At 74.5% G+C, this 21,511-nt stretch carries 22 protein-coding genes and 1 tRNA gene; 8 read left to right on the plus strand and 15 right to left on the minus strand.

Features of this window, described 5'->3' with window-relative positions:
• Positions 1 to 17: 17 nt before the first annotated feature.
• From DQ244_RS04725 to DQ244_RS04735, 3 genes are read right to left on the minus strand one after another with little or no spacing between them, the layout of a single operon-like run.
• Positions 18 to 2,381 carry a SpoIIE family protein phosphatase gene (locus tag DQ244_RS04725; protein ID WP_113810664.1) on the minus strand — a complete coding sequence of 788 codons (2,364 nt, stop codon included), beginning with the start codon at positions 2,379 to 2,381 and terminating at the stop codon, positions 18 to 20.
• Positions 2,378 to 3,016 (minus strand): biliverdin-producing heme oxygenase, encoded by a 639-nt coding sequence (locus DQ244_RS04730; protein WP_113810231.1) that lies wholly within the window; start codon positions 3,014 to 3,016, stop codon positions 2,378 to 2,380. The genes DQ244_RS04725 and DQ244_RS04730 overlap by 4 nt, the downstream gene beginning before the upstream one ends.
• 29 nt (positions 3,017 to 3,045) lie before the next feature.
• Positions 3,046 to 4,167, minus strand: coding sequence for a CdaR family transcriptional regulator (locus DQ244_RS04735; protein ID WP_113810232.1), 1,122 nt, complete (start codon positions 4,165 to 4,167; stop codon positions 3,046 to 3,048).
• Between the two features lie 128 nt (positions 4,168 to 4,295).
• Here DQ244_RS04735 and DQ244_RS04740 point away from each other — a divergent pair, with 128 nt between their 5' ends.
• Positions 4,296 to 5,225 carry a proline dehydrogenase family protein gene (locus DQ244_RS04740; protein ID WP_113810665.1) on the plus strand — a complete coding sequence of 310 codons (930 nt, stop codon included), beginning with the start codon at positions 4,296 to 4,298 and terminating at the stop codon, positions 5,223 to 5,225.
• 58 nt (positions 5,226 to 5,283) lie between these two features.
• Positions 5,284 to 6,909, plus strand: coding sequence for an L-glutamate gamma-semialdehyde dehydrogenase (gene pruA, locus DQ244_RS04745; protein ID WP_113810233.1), 1,626 nt, complete (start codon positions 5,284 to 5,286; stop codon positions 6,907 to 6,909).
• 65 nt (positions 6,910 to 6,974) lie between these two features.
• On the opposite strand, the gene DQ244_RS04750 is transcribed toward pruA, so the two are convergent.
• From DQ244_RS04750 to DQ244_RS04775, 6 genes are all read right to left on the minus strand, one after another.
• Positions 6,975 to 7,496 (minus strand): DUF488 family protein, encoded by a 522-nt coding sequence (locus tag DQ244_RS04750; protein ID WP_113810234.1) that lies wholly within the window; start codon positions 7,494 to 7,496, stop codon positions 6,975 to 6,977.
• A 20-nt stretch (positions 7,497 to 7,516) separates the two neighbouring features.
• Positions 7,517 to 8,017 (minus strand): DUF3592 domain-containing protein, encoded by a 501-nt coding sequence (locus DQ244_RS04755; protein ID WP_158544461.1) that lies wholly within the window; start codon positions 8,015 to 8,017, stop codon positions 7,517 to 7,519.
• Positions 8,018 to 8,097: 80 nt separating this feature from the next.
• Positions 8,098 to 8,442 carry a hypothetical protein gene (locus tag DQ244_RS04760; protein ID WP_113810236.1) on the minus strand — a complete coding sequence of 115 codons (345 nt, stop codon included), beginning with the start codon at positions 8,440 to 8,442 and terminating at the stop codon, positions 8,098 to 8,100.
• A gap of 50 nt (positions 8,443 to 8,492) precedes the next feature.
• Positions 8,493 to 9,311 (minus strand): ABC transporter permease subunit, encoded by an 819-nt coding sequence (locus DQ244_RS04765; RefSeq protein WP_113810237.1) that lies wholly within the window; start codon positions 9,309 to 9,311, stop codon positions 8,493 to 8,495.
• Positions 9,308 to 10,234 (minus strand): ABC transporter ATP-binding protein, encoded by a 927-nt coding sequence (locus DQ244_RS04770; protein ID WP_113810238.1) that lies wholly within the window; start codon positions 10,232 to 10,234, stop codon positions 9,308 to 9,310. Before DQ244_RS04770 ends, DQ244_RS04765 begins: the two co-directional genes overlap by 4 nt.
• A gap of 109 nt (positions 10,235 to 10,343) precedes the next feature.
• A complete protein-coding gene (locus tag DQ244_RS04775; protein WP_113810239.1) occupies positions 10,344 to 11,438 on the minus strand; it encodes an FAD-dependent oxidoreductase in 1,095 nt (364 codons plus the stop codon).
• Positions 11,439 to 11,573: 135 nt separating this feature from the next.
• On the opposite strand from DQ244_RS04775, the gene DQ244_RS04785 reads away from it, so the two are divergent.
• Both DQ244_RS04785 and DQ244_RS04790 read left to right on the plus strand, forming a co-directional pair.
• Positions 11,574 to 12,899, plus strand: a complete 1,326-nt coding sequence (locus DQ244_RS04785; RefSeq protein WP_147251467.1) for an ATP-grasp domain-containing protein — start codon at positions 11,574 to 11,576, stop codon at positions 12,897 to 12,899.
• Between the two features lie 61 nt (positions 12,900 to 12,960).
• Positions 12,961 to 13,455 carry a DUF4396 domain-containing protein gene (locus tag DQ244_RS04790; RefSeq protein WP_113810242.1) on the plus strand — a complete coding sequence of 165 codons (495 nt, stop codon included), beginning with the start codon at positions 12,961 to 12,963 and terminating at the stop codon, positions 13,453 to 13,455.
• 8 nt (positions 13,456 to 13,463) lie between these two features.
• Here the strand turns inward: DQ244_RS04790 and DQ244_RS04795 are convergent, their stop codons facing one another.
• Together DQ244_RS04795 and DQ244_RS04800 are read right to left on the minus strand one after the other, a co-directional pair.
• Positions 13,464 to 14,981 (minus strand): LCP family protein, encoded by a 1,518-nt coding sequence (locus DQ244_RS04795; protein ID WP_233491170.1) that lies wholly within the window; start codon positions 14,979 to 14,981, stop codon positions 13,464 to 13,466.
• A 174-nt stretch (positions 14,982 to 15,155) separates the two neighbouring features.
• Positions 15,156 to 15,231 (minus strand) — tRNA-Lys (locus tag DQ244_RS04800).
• Between the two features lie 183 nt (positions 15,232 to 15,414).
• Here DQ244_RS04800 and DQ244_RS04805 point away from each other — a divergent pair.
• From DQ244_RS04805 to DQ244_RS04820, 4 genes are all read left to right on the plus strand, one after another.
• A complete protein-coding gene (locus DQ244_RS04805; RefSeq protein WP_233491171.1) occupies positions 15,415 to 16,617 on the plus strand; it encodes an Ig-like domain-containing protein in 1,203 nt (400 codons plus the stop codon).
• A gap of 74 nt (positions 16,618 to 16,691) precedes the next feature.
• Positions 16,692 to 17,102: a hypothetical protein gene (locus tag DQ244_RS04810; RefSeq protein ID WP_147251468.1), complete on the plus strand. Its 411-nt coding sequence runs from the start codon at positions 16,692 to 16,694 to the stop codon at positions 17,100 to 17,102.
• 55 nt (positions 17,103 to 17,157) lie between these two features.
• Positions 17,158 to 18,240, plus strand: a complete 1,083-nt coding sequence (locus DQ244_RS04815) for a sialidase family protein (RefSeq protein ID WP_113810246.1) — start codon at positions 17,158 to 17,160, stop codon at positions 18,238 to 18,240.
• The gene (locus DQ244_RS04820; RefSeq protein WP_113810247.1) at positions 18,237 to 18,518 is read left to right on the plus strand and encodes a ubiquitin-like small modifier protein 1; all 282 of its coding nucleotides are present in this window, start codon (positions 18,237 to 18,239) and stop codon (positions 18,516 to 18,518) included. The genes DQ244_RS04815 and DQ244_RS04820 overlap by 4 nt, the downstream gene beginning before the upstream one ends.
• Positions 18,519 to 18,537: 19 nt before the next feature.
• Here DQ244_RS04820 and DQ244_RS04825 read toward each other — a convergent pair whose 3' ends face one another.
• From DQ244_RS04825 to DQ244_RS04835, 4 genes are all read right to left on the minus strand, one after another.
• A complete protein-coding gene (locus DQ244_RS04825; protein ID WP_113810666.1) occupies positions 18,538 to 18,780 on the minus strand; it encodes a hypothetical protein in 243 nt (80 codons plus the stop codon).
• A gap of 107 nt (positions 18,781 to 18,887) precedes the next feature.
• A complete protein-coding gene (locus tag DQ244_RS19535; RefSeq protein WP_199580180.1) occupies positions 18,888 to 19,193 on the minus strand; it encodes a transcriptional regulator in 306 nt (101 codons plus the stop codon).
• Positions 19,190 to 19,639, minus strand: a complete 450-nt coding sequence (locus DQ244_RS19540) for a hypothetical protein (protein ID WP_199580182.1) — start codon at positions 19,637 to 19,639, stop codon at positions 19,190 to 19,192. The genes DQ244_RS19535 and DQ244_RS19540 overlap by 4 nt, the downstream gene beginning before the upstream one ends.
• 45 nt (positions 19,640 to 19,684) lie before the next feature.
• The gene (locus DQ244_RS04835; RefSeq protein WP_113810249.1) at positions 19,685 to 21,475 is read right to left on the minus strand and encodes a long-chain fatty acid--CoA ligase; all 1,791 of its coding nucleotides are present in this window, start codon (positions 21,473 to 21,475) and stop codon (positions 19,685 to 19,687) included.
• Positions 21,476 to 21,511: the final 36 nt, after the last annotated feature.

A 21,511-nucleotide genomic window follows, 5' to 3' on the forward strand; every position in this document is an offset into this window, starting at 1 on the left:
CGCCGGCCTAGGTGCGGTCAGCGCTCCCGGGGACGCAGCCGCACCGCGACGAGGGCGACGTCGTCCTCGGCGCCCTCGGGGATGAGCCGGTCGATCAGCTCGTCGCACATCTCCTCGACGGGCAGGTGGCGGAGGTCGGCCAGGGCCTCGCCGAGCAGCTCCACGCCGTCGTCGAACACCTGGTCCCGGCGCTCGACCAGCCCGTCGGTGTAGAGCAGCAGGGTCGAGCCCCGCTCGATCTCCAGCTCGTGCGCGGTGCGCGGCAGCGTCGGGTCGACGCCCAGCAGCAGCCCCGGACGGCCGGAGTCGAGCAGCCGCTGGGCGCCGTCGGGGGCCACCAGGAGCGGGGGCAGGTGCCCGGCGCTGGCCCAGCACAGCCGGGAGACGCCGCGGTCGGCCTCCTCCGCGGTCTGCTCCAGCCGGGCGACGAGCACGGTGGCCATGGCGCTGATGTCCAGTCCCTGGATCGCGGCGTCCAGCCGGGACAGCACGGTCGCCGGGCCCGCCCCGTTGTCGTAGGCGATGCCGCGCAGCAGGCCGCGCAGCTGGGCCATTGTCGCGGCCGCCTCGGTGTCGTGACCGACGACGTCGCCGATGACCAGCATCGTGGAGCCGTCGGGCTGCTGGAAGACGTCGTACCAGTCGCCGCCGACCTGGGCCTCGCGGGTGGCGGGCACGTACCGCACGCCCGTCTCCAGGTCGTCGGGCTGGGGAGGGTCGGACAGCAAGCTGCGCTGCAGGGTCTCGGCGGCCCGCACGATGCTGCGCGAGCGGGCGTAGAGCGCCTCGAGCAGGTGGATGCGCAGCTCGGTGGCCTCGGTGACCTCCTGCGCCGACCACGGCTCCGAGCGCCCGCGGACGGTCTCCCGCCACCGCTCGAAGGACTTGCGGGGGCTCAGCCGGACCTCGTCGCCCTCGCGCTCGGCGATCGCCTTGTTGTGCGGGTCGCCGCCCCAGTCGATGTGCCGCACCGCCTCGCCGCGGAACCAGAGCACGTACTGGCCCTCCGGCAGCGGCAGGACCAGCGCACCGCACGCCAGCTCGGTGGGCGCCCGGAGGTGCGGGGCGTCGACGTCCAGGGAGTCGGTGGCGACGACGTCGTCACCCCGGGACGCGGCCCAGGCCGCGATGCCGTCGGCCAGTCCGGGGGGAAGCTCGACGCCCGCGGTCCCGGAGTGCCCCTGCAGGTTCACGACGGCGCCCTCGGCCTCGAGCACGTCCAGCAGGCTGATCCGGCCCAGCAGGGTGTCGGTCAGCGTGCGGTCCTCGTCGAGGGTGGCCGCGGTCAGCCACGCCAGGTTGGACCGGACCCGCAGGGCCCGCTCGATCTCGTCCTCGGAGGCCCGGTCGATCAGCCGCACCGACATGGTCGAGCCGAGGAACTCCGCCGCCGCGCGCGTGGCGTAGGGCGGTGCGTGCGGGCCGCTGTAGTGGTGGCAGGCGATGAGTCCCCAGAGCTTGTCGTCGCGCAGCAGCGAGATCGACATCGAGGCGCGCACGCCCATGTTGTGCAGGTACTCGACGTGGATGGGGGAGACGCTGCGCAGCGTGGAGTAGGTGAGGTCCAGCGGCCGGGCGGTGACGGGGTGGTCGACCGGGCGGATCGGGACCGGCGTGTAGTCGATGTCGGAGATCAGCCGGATCCAGTTCTTCTCGTAGAGCGCCCGCGCCTGCGCGGGGATGTCCGAGGCCGGGTAGTGCAGGCCGAGGAAGGAGTTGAGGCCCTCCTGCTTGGCCTCGGCGACGACCTCGCCGTTGTAGTCGGCGTCGTAGCGGTAGACCATCACTCGGTCGAAGCCGGTGAGCGAGCGCACCGCCTGCGCGGTGATGTCGTACAGCTGCTGCAGCGACGAGGCGCGGTCGAGCGCGGCCACCGTCCCGCGCACCGCCTGGTAGGTGTTCGGGAAGGAGAACGGCCGCGGTCCGCGCGCCGGCTCCAGCTCCACGACGACGCTGGACAGCGGCAGGCCGTCGGTGGCCACCGGCCCGTCGCCGGCGTCCTGCGTGCCCCGCTCGACGACGGCGCGGTGCAGCAGCGCGTCCACCGGCACGGGGGCGCCGTCGACGTCGAGCGTGATCTCCACCGGGTTGCGCTCGCGGAGGTCGCCGAACGCGCTCGCCAAGCGGACCACCGCGCCGGCCGCCGCGACGCCCAGGACGTCGGCCAGCGGGCGCCCGATCGCGTCCTGCCACGCCACGCCGGTGAGGCCGGCCAGGTTCTCCGAGGCCTGCTGGACGATCCAGTCGGGGTCACGCACCACGATCAGCACCCCGCGCGGCTGGATGCTGCCCGGGATGTGGATCGGCTCGCGCTCGCAGTTGGAGAGGTCCACCGGGGTGCCCGGGGCCAGGAAGTCGATCGTCCGGTCGACGTCGGTCACGCCGGCACCTCCTCGGAGCAGGCGGCCGGCGCGCACCAGGCGGCGAGCGTCGCGAAGGTCTCCCGGGCGGCGGACACGATGCGGTCGACGTCGCCGCCGGCGGCGACGTGGGCGCGGGTGGCGCGGCGGAACGCGGCCCACATCGCGCCGGTCCGGTCGCCGTAGGGGGAGAAGGCGCCGATCCGCACGCCGGACAGGGCGGGCAGCGTGGCCAGGTGCCGGTCGATGAAGGTGCCGCCGAGCGTGGAGCCCTCGAGCACGTACAGCCGGCCCAGCGCCTCGTCGGTGCCGGGCACCGCGGGCAGCTCTGGGACGCCGGCCGGGGCGCCGGTGCCCAGGGCGCGCAGGTCGGCAGCGAACAGCTCCGCCCGGCGGCGGCGGGGCCAGTCGACCGCGGCCGCCTCCCCGGGCAGGCGGGCGGCCCACTCGTCGAGGCCCCGCTCCGCGGCGATCCAGAACCCGTGCATCAGGGCGAGCGCGGCGCCGAGCCGGGCGCGGTCCAGCCGCGGGTCCAGGAGGTCCAGGGTGCGCTCGACGGCGTCGTGCTCCGCCGCCGTCCCGGTGCGCAGCAGCCGCAGGACGTCGTCGCGATCGCTGCGGTCGTCCTCGTGCACAGTTCTGTCGTCCGCAGCCATCACTCCCGAGCGTAGGTGACCGGCGCGGGTCAGGGGCGGTCGAGCCCGGACAGCCGCGCCGCCCGGAGGCCGGTGTGCAGCAGCAGCCGGTCGTCCCCGTCGGCCAGGTCCAGACCGGTGAGCGCACAGATGCGGCCGAGCCGGTAGTAGAGCGTCTGGCGGTGGATCCGCAGGGCGTCCGCGGTGCGCACGACGCTGCCGGCGAGGTCGAGGTAGGTCTCGGCGGTCCCGGCCAGCACGGGGTCGGCGAGCAGGGGGAGCACCACGGCATCCGGACCGGTGAGTTCCGTCACCGTCCGCCAGGCACCGAGCTCGGCCCAGCGCGCGACGGGGGAGAAGCGGCTCACCGCCGCGGCGACGCGGGCCGCGCCGCGGGCCTCCCGCCACTGCTCGGCGAGGTGGCCGGTGCCGCGGCGCACGGCCGAGACGCCGGCGGTGCTGCCGGGCGGGAGGGAGCGCAGCGAGGCCGCGGCCAGCGCCCCGGCCGGGCGGAGGTCGGTCGTCGACGGCAGCGGGACGAGGACGGCGACCGCGCCGTCGTCCACGAGGGTGGCGACCGCCCCGGCCGCCGGCAGCTGCCAGCCCGGGAGGAGATCGCCGGAGGGGGAGAGGGCGACGAGCACCTGGGTGCCGTCCTCGGCCAACCGGTCGGCGAGCCGCCGGCCCGCCTGCGCCTGCGCCGCGGGCCGTCCGGTGAGGGCGTCGGCGAGGAGGCGGCCGAGGTCGTCGGCGGGGCGGCCGGCGAGCAGCCGCCCGGCTCGGGCGGCCAGCGCCATGGCGGCGGCCAGGGCGGGGTCGGCGTCGTCGTCGGGGTCGATCCGCCCACCGTCGAGCAGCCACAGGTAGCCGTGGGTGCTGCCCTCGTGCCGCACCGGCAGGACCAGGCGGGTGAGGATGCCGGCGTCGGGATCCGCCGGGGTGCGCAGCGGCCGGGTGGTCGAGGCGATGCCGAACTCCTCGAAGCGGCGCCGGGTCTCCGGCGTCGAGCCGCGCGTCAGGATCGACCGGGTGCGGACGGCGTCCATCGGGTCCGCGCCGCTGTCGTCGTGGGCGCAGAAGGCGAGCAGCGTGAAGGCGGCGTCCTCGAGCGTGGCCGGCGCGGCCAGCACCCGCGACACCTCGTCGACCAGTTCCTGCAGGTCGTCCCGCATGCCACCTCCGATCCCGTACATCTGTATGAGAGCAGACGGCGGGAGTCCCGACATCTGTCCCTGGCCCGGAGGGGTGGGGGTGCCTAGCGTTCAGGGAGCAGGTCGGACCGTCCCCCGGAGGTGCTGTGGTGTTGCAGAAGATCCTGCTCGGCGCCTCGCGGCGGCCCGGGCTCCGCGCGGCCGTCACCCGCACGCCGGCCACCCGGCGCGTGGTCGACCGGTTCGTCGCCGGCGAGCGCCTGGACGACGCACTGCGCGCGGTGCGCGAGCTGTCGGCCGAGGGCATCGCGGTCACCCTCGACCACCTCGGCGAGGACGTCACCGACCGGGCGCAGGCCACGCGCACCCGCGACGCCTACCTCGCCCTGCTCGCGGGGCTGGAGCCGCTCGCCCTGGGGGCCGCCGCCGAGGTGTCGGTCAAGCTGTCGGCGTTCGGGCAGGCGCTGCCCGACGGCGGGCACGACGTCGCCCTGGAGCTCGTGCGCCCGGTCGTCGAGGCGGCCACGGCGATGGGGACGACGGTCACCCTCGACATGGAGGACTCCCGCACCGTCGACTCGACGCTGGCCGCGGTCGCCGAGCTCCGCAAGGAGCACCCCGGTACCGGTGCGGTGCTGCAGGCGATGCTGCACCGCACCGAGGACGACGCGAAGGCCCTCGCCGTCACCGGGTCGCGGGTGCGGCTGGTCAAGGGGGCCTACGACGAGCCGGCCGCGGTCGCCCACCAGCGGAAGGCCGACGTCGACGCCGCCTACCTGCGCTGCCTCGAGCTGCTGATGGCCGGCCCCGGGTACCCGATGGTCGGCTCGCACGACCCGGCGGTCCTCACCCGCGCCCACGAGCTGGCCGCCCAGCACTCGCGGCCGGCGGACTCGTGGGAGGTGCAGATGCTCTACGGCATCCGCCCCGACGAGCAACGCCGGCTGGCCGACGCCGGCACCCGTGTCCGGGCCTACCTCCCCTACGGCGCCGACTGGTACGGCTACTTCATGCGCCGGCTGGCCGAGCGCCCCGCCAACGTCGCCTTCTTCCTGCGCTCCCTCGCCACCCGACGCTGAACCCCCGAGGGGCCCACATGGCCATTTCGGCCCCTCCGACGCTGAATCGAGGCACCCCATGGACGCCGTCACCCGAGTCCCCGCCCCGCGCAACGAGCCGGTCCTCACCTACGCGCCGGGCACCCCCGAGCGCGACGAGCTGCAGCGACGCCTCGCCGAGCTCGCCGCCGGGCCCGTGGAGCTGACCAGCACCATCGGCGGCCGGCAGCGCATGGCCGGCGGCCAGCGGTTCGACGTCGTCCAGCCGCACCGGCACGCCGCCGTCCTGGGCACCGCCGCGCACGCCACCCACGGCGACGCGCAGGACGCCGTCCGCTGCGCCAAGGAGGCCGCGCCCGGCTGGTCGGACCTCTCCTTCGACGACCGGGCGGCGGTGTTCCTCCGGGCCGCCGACCTGCTCGCCGGCCCCTGGCGGCAGACGCTGAACGCCGCCACGATGCTGGGCCAGAGCAAGACCGCGCAGCAGGCCGAGATCGACAGCGCCTGCGAGCTGATCGACTTCTGGCGCTGGAACGTGCACTTCGCGCGCCAGATCATCGCCGCGCAGCCGGAGTCCTCGCCCGGTGTCTGGAACCGGTCGGACCACCGCCCGCTGGAGGGCTTCGTCTACGCGATCACGCCGTTCAACTTCACCGCCATCGCCGGCAACCTGCCGACCGCCCCCGCGCTCATGGGCAACACCGTCGTCTGGAAGCCGGCGCCCACGCAGCAGTTCGCCGCGCACTTCCTCATGCGGCTGCTGGAGGAGGCCGGGCTGCCGCCGGGCGTCATCAACCTGGTCACCGGCGACGGCGTCGCGGTGTCCGAGGTGGCCCTGGCCGACCGCGACCTCGCCGGCATCCACTTCACCGGGTCCACGCCGGTCTTCCAGCACCTGTGGCGCACGGTCGGGGAGAACATCGCGAGCTACCGCGGGTACCCGCGCATCGTGGGCGAGACCGGCGGCAAGGACTTCGTCGTCGCCCACCCCTCGGCCGACGTCGACGTGCTGCGCACCGCCCTGGTCCGCGGCGCCTTCGAGTACCAGGGGCAGAAGTGCTCGGCGGCCTCGCGCGCCTACGTGCCGCGCTCGGTGTGGGCCCGCCTGCGGGACGACCTGGTCGGGGTCACCGAGTCGCTTCCGATGGGCGACGTCACCGACTTCTCGAACTTCATGGGCGCGGTCATAGACCGGAAGTCGTTCTCCAAGCTCTCCGGCGTGCTCGACCGGGTGGACGACGACCCGTCGCTGTCGATCGTGGCCGGCGGGCAGGCCGACGACAGCGAGGGCTTCTTCGTGCGGCCGACGATCATCGAGGGCACCGATCCGGGCCACGAGGTGTTCACCACCGAGTACTTCGGCCCGGTGCTGGCGGTGCACGTGTACGAGGACGGCGAGTACGACGCGGTGCTGACCCAGATGGAGTCGGCGGCGCCCTACGCGCTCACCGGGGCGGTCATCGCCCAGGACCGGACGGCCATCGCGCACGCGCAGAAGTGCCTCCGGCACGCGGCGGGCAACTTCTACGTCAACGACAAGCCGACCGGCGCCGTCGTCGGCCAGCAGCCCTTCGGCGGCGGGCGCGCGTCGGGCACGAACGACAAGGCCGGGGCCGCGCAGAACCTGCAGCGCTGGACCTCGACCCGCTCGATCAAGGAGACGTTCGCGCCGCCGACCGACCACACCTACCCGCACATGGCGTAAGGACCTCGTCCTCCCCACCCGTCGCAAGCTCAGGGCGGGCCCCCGGACGAGGCCGTTCCAGCACGTCACCCCGGCCAGGTGAGGACGCCGTCGACGAGCACCGCGCCCTCGGACGGGCGGTGCGGGGTGAGCCGGCCGTCGGGCATGAGGTGGACGACGTCGTGCCCGCGGGCCAGCACGGCGACATCGGCGACGATCCGCCGGTGGCACCGCCACCACACGCTCTCGCTGCACATCACCGCGACCGTGCGGTCCGCCGCCTCGTCCAGCACCTCGTCCAGCGCGGCGGCGAACTCCGGCGTCCGGGTGTGCGCGGCGTAGGCGGCGAACTGCGCGACGGTCCACCAGCCGTCGACCACCGGCGTGCCCTTCGGCAGCGAGCGTCGCCCGCCCAGGCGCTCCTCCCAGCGGTAGGCAATGCCGGCCGCCGGGAGCCACTCGGCGAGCGCCTCCCGGCGGACGTCGGGGTTGTTCCGGCTGCCGGGGAAGCGGCGGACGTCGACCACCGTCTCCACCCCGGCGGCGGCGAGGCGCGCGCCCAGGCGCTCCCGGTCCTCGGGGCCGTGCCCCACCGTCAGCAACGCCACGCGACCTGCCTACCCCGAGGTCAGCGCCGGCGCCGCACCCGCACGACGACCGCCGCGAGCCAGACGAGGACGGCGAACGCGAGCGCGCCGCCGCCGATGGCGAGGTTGACCAGGCCGCGGCGCGTGCGGTCCCCGTCGGCGTGCCCCGCGACGTCGTCGCGCACCATGACCCGCTCGGGGTCCCGCGGGTCGTAGACCACCTCCAGCGGCGCGGCGTACTGGTAGGTGCCCGGGCGCCACTCGGCCTCCCAGCCGTCACGGGCCTCGTACACCGCCAGGTTCGAGCTGAACCCGGTCGCCCGGGCGGTGATCCGCTCGCCGTCCGCGGTGGTGAAGGTGACCTCCAGCTCGCGCCGGTGGTTTCGCCGGGACAGCTCCTCGCGCACCTCGGTCGCGGTCGCGACCACCACGCGCTTCTGCAGCGTCCGGGCGAGCTCGGCGTCCGGCACGTCGGAGAAGACCGTGTAGGCGGCGGTCAAGAGCAACCAGACCAGGGCGAGGACGCCCACCAGGACCGACACCCCGGGCAGCTGCCAGGGTGGTGCGAACGGGCCGCGCGCCCACCAACCGGGACGGGGCGGCTCGGGTGCTGCGGGCACGGTCAGGCCAGGCGGTCGACCGCTGCCTGCAGCGACCGGATGAAGAGGATCTCCTCGCCGCCGCGGCGCAGCCAGGTGCGCAGCCCCGCCGGGTCGTCGCGGTTCGCGTCCCGCAGCTGGCCCAGCCTGAGCTGGCGGGTGCTGGCCTGCGCCCGCTGCGCGGTGGGCAGCGCCCGACCCTCGGCGCGGGCGATCGCGGTGAGGCCGGCGCCGACGTACACGAGGTCGCGGACCTCGGTCAGCCCACCGAGGAGGGCGTCCACGGCGTCGTCCTCGCCGTCGGACAGGGCGGCGAGCAGTGCTTCGGCGCGGCGGCGGCCCTCGGCCGCGGGGTCCTGCGTGGTCACGGCACCACTGTGCCCCGGCCGGATCGGCCGGGGCACAGGCGGGTGCCTTCTCAGGCGTCGCGGCGCCGGAACGCCAGGTGGCCGACGAGCAGGACCGCGGCCACCTCGGCGCAGAAGACCGCGAAGCCGGTCCACGGGTCGAGCAGGTACGGGTTGAACGAGACCGGGGTGGCGACCCCGGCGCCCGCGTTGCCGGGCATGAGCTTCGACGTCCACTCGCCCCAGGCGCCGGGCAGGAGCACGACCATGGTGCCGACGACGAAGACCAGCGCCAGCACGATCGACAGCGCCGCGGCGGTGTGCCGGACGAGCAGCCCGACGGCAGCCGCGAGCAGCCCCAGCCCGGCCATGTACAGGCCGCTGCCGACCATCGACCGCAGCACGCCGTCGTCGGAGAGCGCGAGCCCGATGCCCTCCCGGTCGAGGAAGACGTTGCCGCCGAGGTAGCCGGCGAAGGCGGTGACCGTGCCCGCGACGAACAGGGTGCCGACGAGGACGACGGCCTTCGCCGCCAGGACCTGGCCGCGGCGCGGGGTCGCGGCCAGCGTCGCGCGGATCATGCCGGTGCCGTACTCGGTGGTGATCGTGAGCGTTCCCAGCACGATCGCGGTGACCTGGGCGAACGTCATGCCGAAGGTGATGAAGGAGCCGGGGCTCTCGTCGGCCTCGCTGCTGGCCAGCCACTCGGCGTTGGTCGCACAGATGAGCGTCGTGAGGCCGGCGCCGAGGACGAGCATCGCGATGACCGACCAGGCGGTGGAGCGCACCGACCAGAACTTGATCCACTCGGCGTGCACCGTCTGCCGGAAGCCGGGCCTGGTGAGGCCCGGCACGTGCCGGTTCGGGTCGAGGGCGACCGTGTCGGTCATCGGGGGGCTCCGGCGGTGGTCTCGGTCCGCGTGGCGTACTCGACGCTCGACGCGGTCAGGGTCATGAAGGCGTCCTCGAGGGAGGACGAGACGAGGGTCAGCTCGTGCAGCAGGAGGCCGCCACGGCCCACCAGCTCCCCGACGGCGGCGGCGTCCCGGCCCTGCACGCGCAGCTCGTCGTCGACGGCGGTCACGTCCAGGCCCTCGCGGGTCAGCAGGCCGGCGACCTCGGTGCGCTGCGGGCTGCGCAGCCGCACGTAGGAGGCGGCGTGCTCGGCGATGAACTGCGACATCGTGCAGTCGGCCAGCACCCGGCCCCGGCCGATCACGACGAGGTGGTCGGCGGTCAGCGCCATCTCGCTCATCAGGTGGCTGGAGAGGAAGACCGTCCGGCCCTGCTCGGCCAGCGTGCGGGCCAGCCGGCGCACCCAGCGGATCCCCTCGGGGTCCAGGCCGTTGACCGGCTCGTCGAGGACGACGACCGGCGGGTCGCCCAGCAGCGCGACGGCGATGCCCAGCCGCTGGCCCATGCCGAGGGAGAACCGGCCGACCCGCTGCCCGGCGACGTCGGTGAGCCCGACCTGGTCGAGCACCTCGTCGACGCGGCGGGCCGGGATGGCGTTGCTCGCGGCGAGCCAGCGCAGGTGGTCGCGGGCCGAGCGCCCCGGGTGGAGCGCGCGGGCCTCCAGGAGGGCGCCGACCTCGCGCAGCGGCGCGGGGGAGCCGGCGTAGTGCCGGCCGTTCACGGTCACGCTGCCGGCGGTGGGCCGGTCGAGGCCGAGCACCATGCGCATCGTCGTCGACTTGCCGGCGCCGTTGGGCCCGAGGAAGCCGGTGACCCGGCCGGGCCCCACCGTGAAGGAGATGCCGTCGACGGCGGTGCGGGCGCCGTACTTCTTGGTCAGACCGCGGGCCTCGATCACGTCGGGCCGCCGGGAGTGGGTCGGGAGGTCATGCCTGGAGCCTGTCGGCGCGCTCGTCGCCGATCCATCGGGGAGCGCCCTGATCAGACCCTGAACCGTCCCTGACGGCTCAGGCGCTGCGGGGCAGGGGAGCACCCGGGCGCAGCTCGCGGCGGAGCGCCCGCGCAGCGGCCTGACCGGCGCGGTTGGCCCCGATCGTGCTGGCCGAGGGGCCGTAGCCGACCAGGTGCAGCCGCGGCTCACCGGCGACCTGGGTGCCCTCCAGCCGGAACCCGCCCCCGGGCTGCCGGAGCTGCAGCGGGGCCAGGTGACCGACGGCCGCGCGGAAGCCGGTGGCCCAGAGGATGACGTCGGCGCGCACGGCCCGGCCGTCGTCCCAGGCGACGCCGTCGGGGGTGATCCGGTGGAACACCGGCAGCCGCTCGAGGACGCCGCGGTCGAGCCCGTCGCGGATGTAGGGCGTGGAGACCAGCAGGCCCGTGAGGCTCACGACGCTGCCGGGCCGGCGGCCCTCGCGGACCGCCTCCTCGACCTTCGCGACCACCTCGCGTCCGGCGTTCTCGTCGAACACGCCCTCGCGCCACACCGGCGGACGGCGGGTCACCCACGTCGTCGAGGTGACGCGGGAGATCTCGCCCAGGAGCTGGGTGGCCGAGGCGCCGCCGCCCACGACCACGACGTGCTGCCCGCGGAACTCCTCGGCGGTCCGGTAGTCGACGGTGTGCAGCTGGCGGCCGCGGAAGAGCTCCTGGCCCGGGTAGCGGGGCACGAACGGGCGCGTCCAGGTGCCGGTCGCGTTCACCACCGCCCGCGCCGTCCAGGTGCCGCGGTCGCTCTCCACGCGGAACCGGTCGTCGTCGGTCCGGCCGACCGAGGCCACCCGGACCGGCCGGACGACGGGCAGCGCGAAGTGCTCCTCGTACGCGGCGAAGTAGGCCGGAACCGACTCCACCGCGGGTGCGCGCACGTCGTCGGGTGCGAACGGGAGGCCGGGCAGGTCGTGCACCCGGTGCGTGGTGCCGAGGGTCAGCGAGGGCCAGCGGTGCCGCCACGCGCCGCCCGGGGAGGGCTCGGCGTCGAGGACCACGAACCCGTTGCCGCGCTCGAACCCCTGGCGGGCCAGGGCCCACGCCGTGGACAGCCCGGCCTGGCCGGCGCCGATCACCACGACGTCGACCTCGCGGGGTCCCGGAAGGGTGGCCACGCAGGGCTCAACCCGTCGGCGACCTGCGCCCTTCCCGGCTGCGGCCGGACGGCACGCACCACATCGCGATGTCTTCCGCGCGAAACCAACCGACCGGTATGGTTCGCGCAACTCAGCGAGCGGGGAGCAGCGCCCATGACGGGGTCGAGCGCAGGCGGTCAGCACGTCCTCCGGTCCGCGCCCGCGGACGATCGCTGGTTCGTCGCGGTCGAGCTGCTCCGTCGGTCGTCGCCCGCGCGCCCGGAGCTCGGCGTGGGGGAGCGGCTGGACGTGCCCGGGGTGGCGCAGCTCGAGCGGGCACGGGAGCGGGGCCTGCGCACGGCGGTGCTCGCCCGCGACCGGGCGTTCTACGGGGACGACGCCGCCTGGGCGGTCGACCGGTGGCTCGAGTGCGACACCCTCGACCCGGCGGCCGTCGTCGCGGAGGTCGGCCGGCTCGGTGGGACCGTCGTCGCCGTCACCAGCACCGTCGACACGTTCCTGCGCCCGGCGGCGGTGGCGGCACGGGCGCTGGGTCTGCACGGGCCGACGCCCGGTGCCGCCGCGCTCTCGAACGACGAAGCCGTCCTCCGCGCGGCGATGGACGACGCCGGCGTCGCCGTCGCCCCCTGGGTGGCGGTGTGCGCCGGTGAGCCCGGGCTCACCTCGGCGGTCGGGTACCCCTGCGTCGTCGCTCCCGTCGACGGCGCCCGGCGGTGGGACGTCGCACTGGCAGCCGACGACCGCGAGCTGCGCACGCTGGCCGGCCGGCACGTCGGGCGCACCTCCTACGGCCGGGGCATCCGGCCGCGGCACCGGCTGCTCGTCGAGCAGTACGTGCCCGGGCCGCGGCACGCGGCCGACGGGTTCGTCGTCGAGGGCAGGCCGCAGGTCCACGCCTGGTCCGAGCAGGTGATGACCCTCCCCCCGGAGTTCACCGAGCTGACGCTGACGGCCACCCGGGAGGCGCCCGTGCGCGGCGCGGCCGCGTTCGTCGGCGCGGTGCTGGCCGCGGCCGGCCTGGACTCCGGGCCCTTCCACCTGGAGTTCGCGCTCGGCCCGACCGGGCCGGTGCTGATCTCCCTGCACGCCCGTCCGGCCGCCCCCGGTGCCCAGTTCTGCGTCGACCGCGTCAGCGGCGTGGACAGCGCCGAGTTCGCCGTCGCCCTGCTGCTCGGGGAACCCCTCGCCCCGGGGCGGCCCGATCCGGCCGTCGCGGCGTGCTCCCGGATGTACCTCATGTCCCACCTGGCCGGGCAGGTCCGCAGGGTGTCCGGGGTGCGGGACGTCGCCGGCATCCCGGGCCTCGCGGTGGCGGAGGTCTTCACCGACGTGGGCGCCGGGGCCGAACTGCCGGGGACCCCCGCCGGCTACCTGGGGCACGTGATCGCGTCGGGCTCCTCGCCGGAGCAGGCGAGGCGCCGGGCGGCGTTCGCGCTCGACGGCATCCACGTGGACGTCGAGGCGCTGCTGACAGCCTGACCCCTTGCGAGTGGGTACCCCCGGGGGGTATTACTGCGGGTATTCCGAGAGGAGACCCCCCATGGCCACGCACGTTCCCTCCCACACCGCGCACGACGCAGGCCCCGGCACCACCGCCACCGTGAGCTGGTCCTCCGCCGCGCAGGCCACGCTGCACTGCCTCACCGGCTGCGCCATCGGCGAGGTGCTCGGCATGGTGATCGGCACCTCGCTGGGGCTGCACGACCTCGCCACCGTGGCCCTCGCCGTCGCCCTGGCGTTCGTGTTCGGCTACGCCTTCACCATGCGCGGCGTGCTGCGCGCCGGCGTCCCGTTCCGGCAGGCGCTGGGCGTGGCGCTGGCTGCCGACACCCTCTCCATCACCGTCATGGAGATCGTCGACAACGGCGCGATGCTCGCCATCCCCGGAGCGATGGACGCCGGGATCGGCAGCTGGGTGTTCTGGACGGCGCTGGCCGCCGCGCTCGCGCTCGCCTTCGTGATCACCCTGCCGGTCAACCGGTGGCTGATGAGCCGGGGCCGCGGGCACGCGGTGGTGCACGCGCACCACTCCTGATCCGCCGATCAGTTGATGCAGGTCCGGTCCTCGGCCGTGCGCACGTCGTCGGCCCGGTCGGGGGCCGGCTCCGGTGCCGTCGCCTCGCCCACGCCGTTGAAGTCCGACCCCAGCACGAGGGTCACCGTCCCGCTCGCGGCGCTGTCGTCCAGCTCGGGAACGGCGCCGGGGATCTGCGCGGCGACGGTGGCGGCCAGGGACTCGTCGCCCGCGGCGTGCCGCACGACCGTCTGCGTGTAGTCGGAGGAGTCGGCGTTGCCGGTGTCGGCGATCCCGAAGCCGGCGGCGGACAGCTCCTCGGCGGCCGACGCCCCGAGCCCGCTGGTGCCCGAGCCGTTGAGCACCTCGACCTGGACGTCCTCCGGGCGCACGGTCTCGACGGGCGCGGGGGCCTCCGGCTCGTCGGGCTCGGCGGACAGCTCCGCGAAGAACCGGTGCAGGGTCTCCTCGTCCTCGAGCTCCACGATCGATCGGCCCTGCGCGTCCCGGCCGTCCGGGTCGACGATCGGGATGGTCCGGAACTCGATGGACGCTGCGGTGACCGACTGCATCTGCTCGGCCAGCTGGAGCAGGTCGAGGTCCTCGTCGACGGTGAGCGACTCCGCGGCGGCCTGGACCAGCTCGCGCTGCTTGCCCAGGTCGAGCAGCACCTCGTCGGAGAGCATCTTGCGCAGCACCCCGGCGATGAAGACCTGCTGGCGGACGATCCGGTCGATGTCCACCCGGGGGAGGCCGTGCCGCTGCCGGACGAACTTGAGCGCGTCGGCGCCGCTGATCGTCTGCTCGCCGGCGGGGAACACCGCGCCCGACCAGCGCGAGTCGTCGACGGCGTTGCAGAGGTTCACCTCGACACCGCCCACGACCGAGGTCAGGTTGAAGAAGCCCAGCAGGTCGACCTCGGCGTAGTGGTCGATCTGCAGGCCGGACATCCGGCTGATCGTCTTGACCAGGAGTTGCGCGCCGGCCGCCTGCCGCTCGTTCTCCGACGCCGACTCCCCGGCCCCGTGGTAGCCGTAGGAGTAGGCGGCGTTGAGCTTGTCCGGTCCGTGGCCCGGGATCTCCACGTAGGAGTCGCGGGGGAACGAGACGAACGACGCGCGCGACCCGTCGGCGGGCACGTGCACCAGGATCATCGTGTCGGTGTTGACGCCGGAGTCGGTTCCGGCGCTGAGCTCGGCCAGCTGCTCGTCGGTGAGGTCGGCGCGGCTGTCGTTGCCGACCAGCAGCAGGTTCATCGCCTCGGGGACGCCGTCGCCGTCCTCGTTGCCCGACCCGGGGATCGCGTCGGTCCGGTTGACCGTGGCGTCGGCCACCTGGCCGAGGTACCAGCCCCAGCCGGAGCCGGCCAGGATCGCAACTGACAGCAGAGCGGCGACGGCCCGGCTGACGACGACGGCCCGGCGCCGGCGAAGCCCTGCGGCGGGGGGCTCGCGGTGCGGACGTCCGGGACCCGGCCGGCCCGCGCGCGGGTCCAGTCGCGGTGGCAGCGGCCGGTTGCCGGGCTCGCCGGGGGTCCTCGGGCTCACGCGGGCATCCTCCCTGTCCTCGTGCAGGCGGAGGTGCCGCGTCGGAGAAGTTGCTGGTCAGGGTAGAGCGGGAGACGCCCCGGGTGGGCGCACCACGACGCGCGACGATGCCGGACGGCGCCCGGGAACGACGAAGCGGCCCCGTCCCGGAGGACGGAGCCGCTTCGTCGGACCTGGTGCGCCATCAGGGACTCGAACCCCGAACCCGCTGATTAAGAGTCAGCTGCTCTGCCAATTGAGCTAATGGCGCGTGTGACCGGCGAGGCCGGGCAACGAGGGAGAACGATACCAGCGTCGGACCGGGGTCATGACAGGTGTCCGGGGAGGGCTTCGCCACACGTGGCGGCCTCCGCGGTGTCGGAACTCCGTGGACACTGGTGGGCATGCGCTCGCCCGGCTGGGGCGGGGCGGGGGAAGCGAGGACTCGGTGCAGGTGCGACGGACGGCCGCGATGATCGCCGCGGGGACGCTGGTCCTCCTGGCCGGGTGCAGCGGGGACGACGCCGGGACGTCCGGTGAGCCCACCGCGGAGTCCGCGCCGGCGACCGTCGAGCTCGCCGTGGCCGACGGCTCGGTCGACGTCTCCCCGGTGGTCCCGCTGGAGATCGCCGTCGACGGCGGCGAGCTCTCCGAGGTCACCGTGACCGACGGCCAGGGCGCCCCGGTGCCCGGGGCCCTCGCCCCGGCCGCGGAGGAGGAGCCCGCGACCGACGAGGGGTCCCCGGCTGCGCAGGTCTGGACGCCGGAGGCCCCGCTCGCCTACGGCACCAGCTACACGCTGACGGCCAGCGCCACCAACGACGACGACGAGGCGACCACGGCGACGTCGACCTTCACGACGGTCACCCCCGAGACGGTCAGCACCCCCTCGATCGGCCCGCTGGACGGGCAGACGGTCGGGGTCGGCATGCCGATCCGGGTCTACTTCGAGGAGGCGGTCGCCGACAAGGCCGCCGTCGAGAGCCGGCTGAAGGTCACGAGCACGACCCCGACCGACGGCGTCTGGAGCTGGCTGAACGACTCCGAGGTGCACTTCCGCCCGTCGCAGTACTGGCCCGAGAACATCGACGTCACCCTCGACGCCGAGCTGTACGGCGTGAACTTCGGCGAGGGCGTGTGGGGCGAGAAGAACCGCTCGGTCTCCTTCTCCATCGGCGAGCGGCACGTGTCGATCGCCGACGCCGCCTCGCACACCATGGAGGTCTACGACGGCGACCAGCTGGTGCAGACCTTCCCGATGAGCGCGGGCGGCCCCGACTTCCCCAGCCGCAACGGGCCGCACGTGGTCACCGAGCTGAACCGGGACCGGATCATGGACTCCAGCACCTACGGCACCCCGGTCGACAGCCCCAACGGCTACCGCACGCCGGTCGAGTACGCCGTCCGCCTGTCCAACAACGGCGAGTTCGTGCACGCCGCCCCGTGGTCGGTGGCCCAGCAGGGACGCGAGAACGTGTCGCACGGGTGCATCAACCTCTCCACCGAACGCGCGGCCTGGTTCTTCAACTTCTCCCAGCCCGGCGACGTCGTGGAGATCAGGAACTCGGAGGGGCCCGACCTCTCGGCGGCCGACGGCGACATCTACGACTGGGCCGTCTCCTGGGAGGAGTGGCAGGCCGGCAGCGCGCTGAAGTGATCGACGGCGGGCCGCAGGCGTTTCTCCCTCTGTGACCACGGGCACCCTCCCGGCGACATCGAGGAGGGGTGGTCATGGAGACCTGGCAGATCGTGCTGATCGTCGCGGTCGTGCTGGTGGCGCTCGCGCTGCTGGCGCTGGCGCTGCAGAAGCGGGCCCGCGTCGCACGCGTGCAGCGCGAGGCGCAGCACCGGGAGCAGGCGCGCGAGAACCTGCAGGAGGCGCAGATCAGGGCAGCCCGTGCGGACAAGGAGCAGGCGCTCGCCGAGGAGCAGGCCGCGGCCGCCCGGCGCGAGATGGCCGAGGTCCAGGAGCGCGCGGCGCTCGCCGAGCAGCAGGCCCGGGAGCGGGCCGCCCGCGCAGGTGAGGACCGGACGGCGGCCGAGGAGCTCCGCGCCGAGGCCCAGCGCCTCGCCCCCGGCCTGACGCCCGACGGGCAGCACCCGCACCACGACTCGCCCGAGGGTGGCGCGACCCGCCGCTGAGTTTCCGGTCCCCCTCCGGTCCTAGTCCTGAGGACCGTCGACTCGGAGGGGTGTCATGACCGATCTGCTGGCCATCGGGACGCGCAAGGGGTTGTGGCTGGCCCGCAGCGAGGACGATCGGCGGAGCTGGACGCTGGACGGGCCGCACCTCCTGGCCCAGGAGGTCGCGGCCGTCTGCGTCGACACCCGCCGGCCCACGCCGCGTCTGCTCGCCGGGATCCAATACGGGCACTGGGGTCCGACGGTGATGTGGTCCGACGACCTGGGTGGCACCTGGAACGAGACCGACTCCGGCGCCATCCGCTTCCCGGAGGACACCGGGGCGGCGCTCGAGCGGGTCTGGCAGCTGCGGCCGGATTCCGCCGGCCGGCCCGACGTCGTCTGGGCGGGCTGCGAGCCGCACTCGCTGTGGCGCAGCACCGACGGCGGCTGCAGCTTCACCCTGGTCCGCGGGCACTGGGACCACCCGCACAGGCCCGAGTGGCAGCCCGGTGGCGGCGGGGGAGCGGTGCACACGATCCTCCCCGACCCGGCGTCGGACCGGGTGACCATCGCGATGAGCGGTGGCGGCGTCTACGTGAGCGACGACGGGGGCGCGCGGTGGGAGCCCCGCAACCGGGGGATCAGCGCCGTCTTCATGCCCGAGCCGGCGCCGGAGTACGGGCAGTGCGTGCACAAGGTCGCCGTCGACGCCGCCGGCCCGGACACGATGGTCGCGCAGAACCACTTCGGGGTCTTCCGCACCGAGGACGCCGGGCGTCACTGGTCCTCCATCGCCGGCGGGCTGCCGGCGGACTTCGGGTTCCCGATCGCGACGTCGCCGTCGACACCCGGCACGGCCTGGGTGGTGCCCCTGGTGGCCGACATGCAGCGCGTGCCGCCGGGCGGGAGGCTGCGCGTCCAGCGCACGCGCGACGCCGGCGCGACCTGGACCGAGGGCGGCGAGGGGCTGCCCGACGCCGCGTGGACCGCCGTCATGCGCGACGCCTTCTGCGTGGACGAGGGCGATCCCACCGGCGTCTACCTCGGCACCCGCGACGGCTGCGTCTACGCCAGCGCCGACGAGGGGGACTCCTTCACGCTGGTCGCCGACCACCTGCCCGACGTGCTCGTCGTCCGCGCGGTGCGGCTGCCGTGACCGTCCAGGTGGTGCTGCCCGGCGTGCTGGCCGACCTGGCCGGCGGCGCCAAGCACCTCGACGTCGATCCTGCGGGGACCACCCTCGCCGACGTGCTCGACGCCCTCGCCGAGCGGCATCCGTCGCTGGGCCGGCGGCTCCGGGACGAGACCGGCCGGGTGCGGCGGTTCGTGAACGTCTACGTGGACGGCGACGACGTGCGCTTCGCCGACGGTCTCGCCACGACGGTGCGCGACGGCGCGGAGGTGCAGGTGCTGCCCTCGATCGCGGGCGGCTGACCGGGACGGCGCCGAGGCGTCAGAGGGAGGCGAGCTGCGCGCAGTTCGCGCAGAGCTGCTGCTCGTCGTAGCCCTCGGGCGGCCAGGGGAGCTGCTCGTCGACGGAGACGTAGGCGCCGCACAGCGCCTTGCGGCTCTGCCCCGCGACCCGGCCGATGGTGGCGTGCGCCGGGCCGATCTGCCGGGGCTGCAGACCCTCCGCCCCGAAGGAGCCGACCATCACGACCGCGTGTGCCGTGCCGTACGCGTAAACGGTGGTCATGGCCCCAGGGTCCGAGGCGGCGCGCCGCGAGACCAGCACCGGCGGGTGCGTGTTCGGCGCACCCGCCCCATCCGTCCCGTGCGTCCCCTCGCCGGGGGTGGACCGTGTTATCCGGGCTCCTCCGCCTCGGCGTCGACGATCTCCCGGAGCGCCCGCACGTGCCCGGCGTAGGCGCGCGCCCCCTCGCGGGTGAGCGAGAGCCACAACCGGCTGCGGGCATCCCGCACGGCGCGCTCCTGCTGGACGTAGCCGGCCTCGACCAGGTGGGCGAGCTGCTTGCTGAGCGCGGACTTCGACAGGCCGAGCCGGTCCTGGAGGATGCCGAACTCCACGCTCTGGGCGGCGCTGAGCATCGCGCAGATGCGCAGCCGCTGCGGAGCGTGGACGACCTCGTCGAAGGCCGGCGCGGTCACCCGAACTCCCGCCGGTAGGAGCGTCCGGTGACCAGGACGACGGCCGCGGCGACGACGGCTCCGGCGATCCAGACCCACGTCGCGCCGGTGGTCTCCGCGAGCACCCAGCACAGCGCGTAGCTGCCGCAGAGGACCGCCAGGAAGGGCAGCAGATCGCGGGGGCGGGCGGTCGCCCACGAGACGCCGTCGCGGTCGAACCAGTACTTCCGGCCGAGTCCGCCGGTCGCGAGGGCGATGGCCAGGATCGCGACCAGCTGGGTGGCCCGGCCGGCGCCGGACTCCGGCAGCAGGCGGACCAGGAACAGGCCGGCGACCGCTGCGGCCTGCACGAGGAAGAACCAGGCCGGGATCGGCGGGTAGCGGACGGCGTCCTCGTCGGCGGCGAGCTGGCGGAGGGCCTCGCGCGCCTCGTCCGGTGTGGGGGAGTGCCCGGCAGGGGTTTCCATGCAGGAAACAGTAGCGCACTGTTTCCTGCATGGAAACCCTCGCCGTCAGGAGGCGTAGATCTTCTCCACCTCGGTGGCGAACTCCTTCATGACCACCGACCGCTTCAGCTTCAGCGACGGCGTCAGCTGCCCGCCCTCCACCGTCCACTCGACCGGCAGGATGGCGAAGGAGCGGATCGACTCCGCCTTCGACACCTGCTTGTTGGCCGCGTCCACGGCGGCCTGGATCTCCGCGACGATCTCCGGGTCCTCCACCAGCTCGCTCATCGGGGTGCCGGCCGGGCGGCCCTTGGTCTCCAGCCAGCCCGGCAGCGCCTCGGCGTCCAGGGTGATCAGGCAGCCGATGAACGGGCGGTTGTCGCCGACGACGATGCACTGGCTGACCAGCGGGTGCGCCCGGATCTTGTCCTCGAGGGTGGCGGGAGAGACGTTCTTCCCGCCCGAGGTCACCAGGATCTCCTTGATCCGGCCGGTGATCGTCACGTAGCCCTCGCCGTCCAGGACCCCGATGTCGCCGGTGGCGAACCAGCCGTCGCGCATCGTCTCGGCCGTCGCGGTCGGGTTGTTCCAGTAGCCGCGGAACACCTGCGGGCCGCGCACCAGGATCTCGCCGGTGTCGTCGATCCGCACCGACGAGCCGGGAGCGGCCCGGCCGACCGTGCCGACCTTGAGCGCCTCCGGTCCGCTGACGGTCGCCGGCCCCGCGGTCTCGGTGAGCCCGTAGCCCTCGAGGATGGTGACGCCGATGCCGCGGAAGAAGTGGCCGAGCCGCTCGCCGAGCGGGGCGCCCCCGGACAGCGCGTACTCGACCTTGCCGCCCATGGCCGCCCGGAGCTTGCCGTAGACGAGGGCGTCGAACAGCTTGTGCTGCAGGTTCAGCCCGAGCCCGGCGCCACCGGTGTCCTGCGCCTTGGACCAGGCGACGGCGACCCGCTCGGCGCGGTCGAAGATCGAGCCCTTGCCGGCGGCGTGCGCCTTCTGCCGGGCGCCGTTGTAGACCTTCTCGAACACGCGCGGGACGGCGACGAGGAAGGTCGGCTGGAAGGTGCCCAGGTCGGCCAGCAGCGAGGTGAGGTCGCCGGTGTGGCCCAGCCGGGCGCCGTTCTGGATGCAGCCGACCTCGATGATCCGGGCGAAGACGTGCGCGAGGGGCAGGAAGAGCAGCGAGCTCCCGTTCTCCGCGCTCATCGCCGGGATGACCGCCGGCGCGAGCTCGGCCACGTAGAGCAGGTTGCCGTGGGTGAGCTCGCAGCCCTTGGGGCGTCCCGTCGTCCCGGAGGTGTAGATGATCGTGGCCAGGCTCTCGGGGCTCAGCGTCGCGCGCCGGTCGGCGAGCGCGGACTCCGGCGCCTCTCCCGCCCGGGCGGCGACGGCGTCGAGGTCGCCGGACTCGATCTGCCAGACCTCGCGCAGGCCGGGGACGTCGGCGCGCACCGACTCGACCAGCGCCTGGTGCACCGCGGTCTCCACGACGACGGCGACGGCGCCGGAGTCCGAGAGGATCCACTGCGCCTGCTCGGCCGACGACGTCTCGTAGATGGGCACGCCCACGCCGCCGGCGGCCCAGATGGCGTAGTCGGCCAGGGTCCACTCGTAGCGGGTCTTGCTGAGGATGCCGACGCGGTCACCCGGACCCACGCCCGCCGCCACCATCCCCCGGGCGAGCGCGGTCACCTGCTGCTCGAACTCCCGGCTCGTCACCGGCACCCAGCTGTCCCCGACGTGGCGGCTGAGGGCCACCCGGTCGGGGTGCTCGGCGGCGTTCCGGGTGACGGCGTCCGGGAGTGCGGCGGTCGCCGGGATCTCGAACGTGGCGGGGCTGGAGTACTCCTGCATCGGGTGGGCTCCTCGGGGCTGAAGGCTGCGTCACGA

This window comes from Blastococcus sp. TBT05-19 (assembly GCF_003319095.1).
Classification (GTDB): Bacteria; Actinomycetota; Actinomycetes; order Mycobacteriales; family Geodermatophilaceae; genus Blastococcus.